The 7574-nt window shown below is 74.4% G+C and carries 7 protein-coding genes and 1 pseudogene; 1 reads left to right on the top strand and 7 read right to left on the bottom strand.

Annotated features, from left to right (window positions below):
* From PYV61_RS17325 to rpsF, 6 genes and pseudogenes are all read right to left on the bottom strand, one after another.
* A pseudogene (locus PYV61_RS17325) lies at nt 1–1895 on the bottom strand (peptidase S9); the annotation flags it as partial.
* Between the two features lie 22 nt (nt 1896–1917).
* Nucleotides 1918–2307 (bottom strand): ribosome silencing factor, encoded by a 390-nt coding sequence (gene rsfS / locus PYV61_RS17320; RefSeq protein WP_275833900.1) that lies wholly within the window; start codon nt 2305–2307, stop codon nt 1918–1920.
* Between the two features lie 146 nt (nt 2308–2453).
* The gene (gene rplI, locus PYV61_RS17315) at nt 2454–2897 is read right to left on the bottom strand and encodes a 50S ribosomal protein L9 (protein WP_275833898.1); all 444 of its coding nucleotides are present in this window, start codon (nt 2895–2897) and stop codon (nt 2454–2456) included.
* 53 nt (nt 2898–2950) lie between these two features.
* A complete protein-coding gene (locus PYV61_RS17310) occupies nt 2951–3973 on the bottom strand; it encodes a hypothetical protein (RefSeq protein ID WP_275833896.1) in 1023 nt (340 codons plus the stop codon).
* Between the two features lie 58 nt (nt 3974–4031).
* Nucleotides 4032–4253, bottom strand: coding sequence for a 30S ribosomal protein S18 (gene rpsR, locus PYV61_RS17305; RefSeq protein ID WP_275833894.1), 222 nt, complete (start codon nt 4251–4253; stop codon nt 4032–4034).
* Nucleotides 4254–4255: 2 nt separating this feature from the next.
* On the bottom strand, nt 4256–4633 hold the full coding sequence (gene rpsF / locus PYV61_RS17300) for a 30S ribosomal protein S6 (RefSeq protein WP_275833891.1): 378 nt from the start codon (nt 4631–4633) through the stop codon (nt 4256–4258).
* Between the two features lie 275 nt (nt 4634–4908).
* Between rpsF and PYV61_RS17295 the strand changes: the two genes are divergently transcribed.
* Nucleotides 4909–7359 carry a PAS domain-containing protein gene (locus PYV61_RS17295; protein ID WP_275833889.1) on the top strand — a complete coding sequence of 817 codons (2451 nt, stop codon included), beginning with the start codon at nt 4909–4911 and terminating at the stop codon, nt 7357–7359.
* Between the two features lie 4 nt (nt 7360–7363).
* On the opposite strand, the gene PYV61_RS17290 is transcribed toward PYV61_RS17295, so the two are convergent.
* Nucleotides 7364–7574: hypothetical protein (locus tag PYV61_RS17290; RefSeq protein WP_275833887.1), on the bottom strand; the 211-nt coding region annotated here is incomplete at its 5' end.

Below are 7574 nucleotides of genomic sequence, written 5' to 3'. Positions count from 1 at the left end.
CCCGCCGGCGCCACCGGCGCCGCCCCGCCCGGGGCCGCGCCCGGCGCGCCGGCCGCCACGACCGGCGTCGGCGCGGCGGGGCGGAACGGCTGCTTCTTGAGCAGGCGCGGGTTCCGGATCGACCAGACGTTGTTCGTCCCCTTCTCGTAATAGACGAACGCCAGCAGGTCGGCCTTGTGCGCCCAGCTGATGGCCGGCGAGAACTCCGTCTGCGAGTTCACCGCGCCCACGACGTTGGTGAGCTGGTAGTGCTCGCGCGCGTCGAGGTCGTACAGGAACAGGTTGGCCGTCCCCGTGCGGTCCGACACGAAGGCGAAGGAGCGGCCGTCGGGCGCCCACTGCGGGTTGATGTTGAGCCCCGCCTGGTTCGGCACCTCGGTGACCTGCCCGGTCGCCACGTCGAGCAGCGCGATCTTCCACCGCCCGAGCCGCAGCACGTCGAAGTCGGTGTCGCGGTCGCTGGCGAAGGCGATCGTCCTGCCGTCGGGGGACCACGACGGCTGCATGTCGCCGAAGCGGTCGCGCGTCAGCTGCCGGAGCCCCGTCCCGTCGGCGTTGACGATGTACAGGTCGGTGATCCCGCCGACGTTCCCCGTCATCACGATCTGGCGCCCGTCGGGGGACCAGCTCGGGCTCAGCACCTGCTCCAGCTGCGGGACGTCGATCAGGCGGATCGTCGAGCGCTTCGCCACGTCGAGGATGTACAGCACGTCCTTGCCGCGCCGCTGCGCGGTGTAGGCGAGGTACTTCCCGTCGGGGGAGAAGCTCGACTGCGAGTAGAGCTGGCGCAGCTCCTCGACGTCCGAGTTGGTCGTGCTCTTGACGAGGCGCTTGATGCGCTTGCCCGTCTGCGCGTCGGCCAGGTAGAGGTCGGGGAAGACCTCGCCGCGCAGGAAGTTGCCGTACGAGATGAACGCGATCTGCCGCCCGTCGGGGGACAGGGCGGGGGCGATGTAGAGGTCCGCGATCCCGCCGGTGCGGCGCTGCGTCAGCAGCGGCTGCGCGAACTTGCGCGCCCGGTCGAGCTCCGCGATGCGCGGCAGGTGCTTGAGCTGCATCGCCTCCTTCCACTCGTCCGACAGCTCCTCGAGGGAGAGGCCCAGCTCGCGCTTGAAGGCGCGCTCGATGCCGAGGTTCGGCACCGCGTTCATGATCTCGCCGACCGCCTGGTCGCCCCACCGCTGCCCGACGTACTGCCAGAGCGAGAAGCCGAAGCGGTACGGGAAGTACTGGTCCGGCCGCTCGGTCATCTGCTTGATCGTCGGCAGGTTCCCGTTGATGGCGGCGTCGCGGATCCAGGAGTCCGTCTGCGGGTGCTCGTAGCCCAGCGAGAGGAATTCGGCCATCCCCTCCATGTACCAGAGCGGCGGGTTGACCTGCGCCAGCGTCTGCAGGTTGGCCCCCGCGCGCCCGCGCGAGAAGATGTCGAACTGGAACGCGTGCACCATCTCGTGCGCCAGCACGTGCTCGAACGAGCGGTAGTCGCCCGTGAACGGCTGCGCCATGCGCTGGCGGAGCGGGTCGGTGACGCCGCCCGTCCCCTCGCCCAGGTCGCCGAAGACGTTGCTCTGCGCGAAGTCGCCGCGGCTCGCGAACAGGATGATCGGCTTCTTCTCGCGGAACTGGTGCTGCAGGAGCCGCGACAGGCGGGCGTACGCGCGCTCGGCCATGCGCGCCGCGTCGTACGCCGCCTCCTTCTCGACCGGGTAGTAGTGGACGAGGAAGTGCTCGGTCTCGAGGACCCGCCAGTTCAGGCGGTCGTACTGGACGAGGTTCTGCCCGAAGTACAGCTGCGCCCCGGCCGGCGCGCTCGCGGCGGCGACCAGGGCGAGGGTGGCGGCGGCGCGCGCCGCGGTCCGCGCCAGCGAGGCGCGGAGCCGGATCCCGAGTGTCACGAGGCCCCCTTCGGGTGCCGAGTTAGGGTGCCGGGGCGGCCGCCCCGGCGGTCTGGTCGAGCGGGACCTCCCGCGCGTCGCTCCACAGCCGCTCGAGCTGGTAGAACTGGCGCAGGGTGGGGTGGAACACGTGGACGACGAAGTCCACGAAGTCGAGGAGCGCCCAGCGCCCCTGCTGCAGCCCCTCGACGTGGTGGACCGCGACCCCCTCCTTCTTCAACTCCGCGATCACGTGCTCCGCCACCGCGCGCACGTGGGTGTCGGAGGTGCCGCTGGCGACCACGAAGTAGTCGGTGACGTCGGTGACGCCCTTGAGGTCCAGGAGCACCACGTCGTTGGCCTTCAGGTCGGCCGCCAGGAGGGCGGCGCGACGGGCCGCCTCGGCGGCCGAGAGCTTCGAGGTCGTCGCCATTAAGACGTGCGGGGAAGCGGGCAGAACGGGCGGGCGTACCCGCCCCTTCGGGCAATGTTCCGGACGGTACCGGCGGATGCAAGTCGGGGGCGAGCGCCGGTGCCGGCGCCCGCCCCCGCGCGCGTCCCGGGGGACGCGGTGCGGGCTCACTGCTTGATGACCCAGACCTTGATCTCGGGCTTCACGTCCGCGTGCAGCTTGATCGGCACGCGGTAGACGCCCAGCGACTTGATCGGCTCGTGCAGGTCGATCTGGCGGCGCTCCACGGTGAAGCCCTGGGCGGCCAGCTGGTCGGCGATGTCGCCGGTCGTGACCGACCCGAAGAGCTTCCCCTCCTCGCCGACGCGCGCGGCGAAGGTGATCGAGACCTCCTCGAGCTTCTTGGCGATGTCCTGCGCCGAGTCGCGGCGCTGGGCCTCGGCCTGCTCCAGGCGGGCCTTCTCCTGGGCGATGCGCTTCTTGTTCCCCTCGGTCGCCTGGAAGGCGATGCCGCGCGGGAGCAGGTAGTTCCGGGCGAACCCGTTGCTGACGGTCACGACGTCCCCGGGGTGCCCCAGGTTCTCGACCGCCTGTCGGAGGATGACTTCCATTGGAACCTCTCTATGCGAATTGAAGGACGAAGACGAAGAGATCGGGCGGCCGGTCAGGCCGTGGGGCGGGGCGGGCGGTTGCGCCAGTCCTGCCAGGTGTCGCCGAGCCCGAGGAGCAGCGCGACCACGCCGAGGGTGGCCGCCAGCAGCGCCACGCCGAGCACCGGGAGCAGGAGCGCCACCCCGAGGGCCGCCAGCGCGGCCCACCGTTCGGGCGCCCACCACCGCAGCACCCCCAGCCCCCGCAGCGCGTAGAGCGCGCCGAAGAAGGCGAGGAGGTTCGCCCCCACCACCCGGAGCGGCGCGAGCGACGGCACGAGCAGCATCGCCGCCCCCGCCACCACCCCCCACACCAGCTGGTCGTTGAACCGGAACTGCCGGAGCGCCCCGAGCGGGGGCCCCAGCCGCGCGCGGCTCAGGCGGTGGTACAGCGACCAGGCCAGCGCCAGCGCCGCCAGCGCCTCGAGCGCCGCCAGCGCCGGCGTGAGCATCGCCGACACCGGGGGCAGCGCGCGCAGCGCCGACACCGTGGCCTCGGCCCGCTCCGCCAGCTCGGGCGACCGGGCGGCGATCCGCTGCCACCCGTCGGCCTCGGCGTGCCGCCGCCACGCGGCCAGCGACGCCTCGACCCGACGCCCGTGCTCCGCGGCCATCACCCGGGCCAGCCGCCCCGGGTCGCGGTCCGCCGCCAGCAGCGCGGCGAGCGCGACCCCGAAGGCCAGTCCGAGCGCCGAGAGCGCGCGCGGGAAGAACGCGCGCCCCGGGGCCACCACCCCGACGATGCCGAACGCCGCCGCCACCAGCAGGGCCCACCCGCGCGCGAGCGTCGGGTAGCTCCCGGCCTGCGCGGGGAGCGGCGCCGCCACCACCCAGACCGCCAGCGCGGCCCAGGCCAGCAGCAGCACCAGCCGCCCGCCGCGCCACCACCCGACGGCGGCGCAGGCGGCGAGCGCCGGCACCACCAGCAGCATGGTCTGCTCGATCGGGAGGACGACGCGCACGAATGCCGCCGCCAGCCCGGCCGCCGCCGGCCAGAGCGGGGCCGCCGCCACCGCGAGGCAGGCCAGGAGCGCCACCGTGGTGCGTCCCCACCCCCGCTCGCGGGCCGACGGTCCCCGCTCGGCCGGCCCCATGTCAGCTCTGCGACCCCTTGGTGTACGGGATCAGCGCCAGGTAGCGGGCCTTCTTGATCGCCTTGGCCAGCTGCCGCTGGTGCCGCGCGGTGGCGCCCGTCAGGCGGCCCGGCAGCACCTTGCCCGTCTCCGTGATGAAGCGCGAGAGCAGGCGGTCGTCCTTGTAGTCGACGAAGCGGATGCGCGCCTCGGCGAACGGATCGGTCTTCTTGGGGCGGCGCATGGTTATTCCTCGTCCTCGTCCTCGTCGTCGTCCTTCTTGCGGGCGGCCAGCTCCTCCTCGGTCATCGGCGGCGCGCCGAGCTCGCGCTCGTGCAGCGAGATGAGGTAGCGCAGCACGCCCTCGTCGAGCTTGAGCGCGCGCTCGAACTCGGGGAGCACCGACACGTCGTCGAGCGTGAACTGCGCGATGACGTAGTAGCCGTTCTCGCGCTTCTTGATCGGATACGCGAGCTGGCGGCGGCCCCAGTGCTCGAGGCTGATGTCGCCCGAGGCGCTCAGCAGGCCGTGGTGGCGGTCGAGCTTCTCGGCGATCTGCGGATCCTCGAGCGCGCTGTCGAAGATGTAGACCGCCTCGTACGTGCGAGACTTCGTGCTGGGCACGATCGGCAATCCTCCCTGTGGTCATAGGCCGCCCCCCGCTGGTTGCCGGAGCGGGAGGAGGGGATGGGGGCCGCCGCGGCGATCGCGGGCGGCCGTTGTGAAGAGCCCCGAAAGCTAGCCGGGACCTGGACTTACGGCAACGGGCCCGGGCGCGCCCGGCACGAAATCGTCACGTGCCGCCCCCCTGCGTCCGGCCGTCTCCCCCGGTAGCCTCGACGGTGCGGCGCGCCCCGCGCGCCACGCGCGTCCCGCCGGCCCCCTCCCGCTCCGTCCGCATGTCCACGCTGGCGTCCCCCGAGCGCCTCGCCGCCCTCCGCGCCACCGGCCTCCTCGACACCGCCCCCGAGGCGGCGTTCGACCGCCTGGCCCGGCTGACCGCCCGCGCCCTCCGCGCCCCGGTCGCCGTCGTGTCGCTGGTCGACGACCGCCGGCAGTTCTTCATGAGCTGCGCGGGCGCCCTCCCCGAGCCCTGGCACTCGGCGCGCGGCACCCCGCTGTCGCACTCGCTCTGCCGCCTGGTGGTCGAGGGTGCGGCGCCGCTGGTCGTCGGCGACGCACGCCGGAACCCGGACGCCCGCGGCAACCTCGCGGTCCCCGAGCTCGGCGTGGTCGCCTACCTCGGCGTCCCGCTGGTGGACGGCGACGGGCACGTGCTCGGCGCGCTGGCCGCGATCGACGGCGACGCCCGCGACTGGGACGACGACGACGTGGCCACGATGCGCGACCTCGCCGCCTGCGTGATGGCCGAGGTGCGCACCCGCGGGCGCGTCGCCGGCGGGGCGCGCGAGCGGCTCGGCCGGCGCACCGCCGCCGCCGCGCGCCGCGCCGCCGAGCGGCACCTGCGCGGCATCCTCGACTCGGCGCGCGAGGGGGTGTGGTTCGTGGACGCCCACGGGCGCACCCGCGACGCCAACCCGGCGCTCCTCGCCCTCCTCGGCGTCGGCGCCGACGAGCTGCGCGGCCGGCCGCTGCTCGACTGGGTCGCCGGCGGGACGGCGGAGGCGGCGGCGCACCTCGCGCGCCTGCGCACCGGCCACGGCGGCGCCTTCCCGATCGCGTTCCGCCACCGCGACGGCCAGGCGGTGGAGTGCCTCGCCGTCGCCACCCCGCTGCACGACGACGAGGGGCGGTTCGCCGGCGCCACGCTGCTCCTCTACGACCAGCGCGCGCGGCGCAGCGAGGAGGAGGCGGAGCGGGCGGCGCACGCGCAGGCGCTCACCCTGCTGCGCCACCTCCCCGACCCGGCGTGGCACGTGGACCCCGACGGGCGCCTGGTCACCGTCAACGACGCGTACCTGCGTCTCCTCGGCCGCCCCGCGTCCGACGTCGTCGGCCGCCTCGAGTCCGAGCTGTGGCCGTCGCCCACGCGCGAGCGCTTCGCCGCCAACCTGCGCGCCGTCGTGCAGGAGGGGCGCGAGGTGCGGGCGCGCAGCGAGGTCACGCTCCCCGACGGCCGCGTGCGCCGCTACGAGAGCGTGATGCTGCCGATCCGCGGCCGCGACGGCGCCCCGACCGGCGCCGTCGGCATCTCGCGAGACGTCACCGACAGCGACCTCGCCGAGGAGCGGCTGCGCCACGCGCACAAGATGGAGGCGCTCGGCCGCCTCGCCGGCGGCGTCGCGCACGACTTCAACAACCTGCTGACCGTCATCAAGGGCGAGGTGCCCTTCGTGCGCGAGGTGATCCCGCCGGGGGACGAGGCGCTCGAGGACCTGGCCGCGATCGACGCCGCCGCCGACCGCGCGGCCGCGCTCACGCGCCAGCTGCTCGCGTTCAGCCGGCAGCAGGTGCTGCGCCCGCGCCGACTCTCGGTGAGCGAGGTGGTGGCCGACGTCGAGCGGATGCTGCAGCGCGTGATCGGCGCCGACGTCGCGCTCTCCGCCTCGCTCGACGCGTCGCTCTGGCCGGTGCACGCGGATCCGGGGCAGCTGGAGCAGGTGCTGATGAACCTCGCCATCAACGCGCGCGACGCGATGCCGAGCGGGGGCGAGCTCACGCTCCGCACGCGCAACGTCGGCGAGGCCGAGTCGCGCGCGCTCGCCGCCGGGCGCCAGTGGCTGCGCGCGGGCGAGTTCGTCGCGCTGGAGGTCGGCGACTCGGGGGTCGGGATGGACGCGGTCACGCTGTCGCGCATCTTCGAGCCGTTCTTCACCACCAAGCCGGCGGGGCGGGGGACGGGGCTCGGGCTGGCGACCGTGTACGGGATCGTGAAGCAGTCGGGCGGCTACGTCTACGCCGACAGCGCCCCGGGGCGCGGCACGCGTGTGACGGTGCTGCTGCCGCGCGCGCTCCCCGAGGCGGGCGACGCCGACACGGGGGAGCACGAGGTCCCGACCACGCCGACGGGGAGCGAGACGGTGCTGGTGGTCGAGGACGACCCGGCGGTGCGCGTGACGGTGATCCGCATGCTGACCGGCGGCGGCTACCGCGTGCTGGAGGCGCGCAACGGCATCGAGGCCCTCGCGACGCTGGAGCGCCGCGTCGCCGAGATCGACCTCCTGCTGACCGACGTGGTCATGCCGGGGCTCGGCGCGCGCGACCTGCTGGGCGAGGTGCGCGCGCGGTGGGTCTCGCTGCCGGCGCTCGTGATGTCGGGGTACAGCCCGGACGTGGTCGAGACGCAGGGGGCGCTGGCGGCGGGGGTGCCGCTGCTCTCCAAGCCGTTCTCGCGCGAGACGCTGCTGCGGCAGGTGCGCGCGGTGCTCGACGCCGCCGCCGCGGGCTGAGCGCTCAGATCAGCCCGAAGCGGCGCAGCAGGAACGGCGCGAGCTGCATGAGCGCGAGCACCGCGGGGAGCGTGTAGAGGGCGCTCCACGGGCGGCCGCTCGCCAGGGCCGCCCCGGCCAGGATGGCGACGGCGCTCGCCGCCATCGCGGCGACCGGCGCCCAGCGCCACCGCGAGCTCCTCGCCGGCGGCGAGGCGGGGAGCACGCCGGCCAGC

The organism is Roseisolibacter sp. H3M3-2, assembly GCF_029211165.1.
In the GTDB taxonomy this organism is placed as follows: Bacteria; Gemmatimonadota; Gemmatimonadetes; order Gemmatimonadales; family Gemmatimonadaceae; genus Roseisolibacter.
The sequence above is the reverse complement of the archived record's forward strand: the minus strand, read 5'-3'. Positions and strand labels throughout refer to the sequence as shown.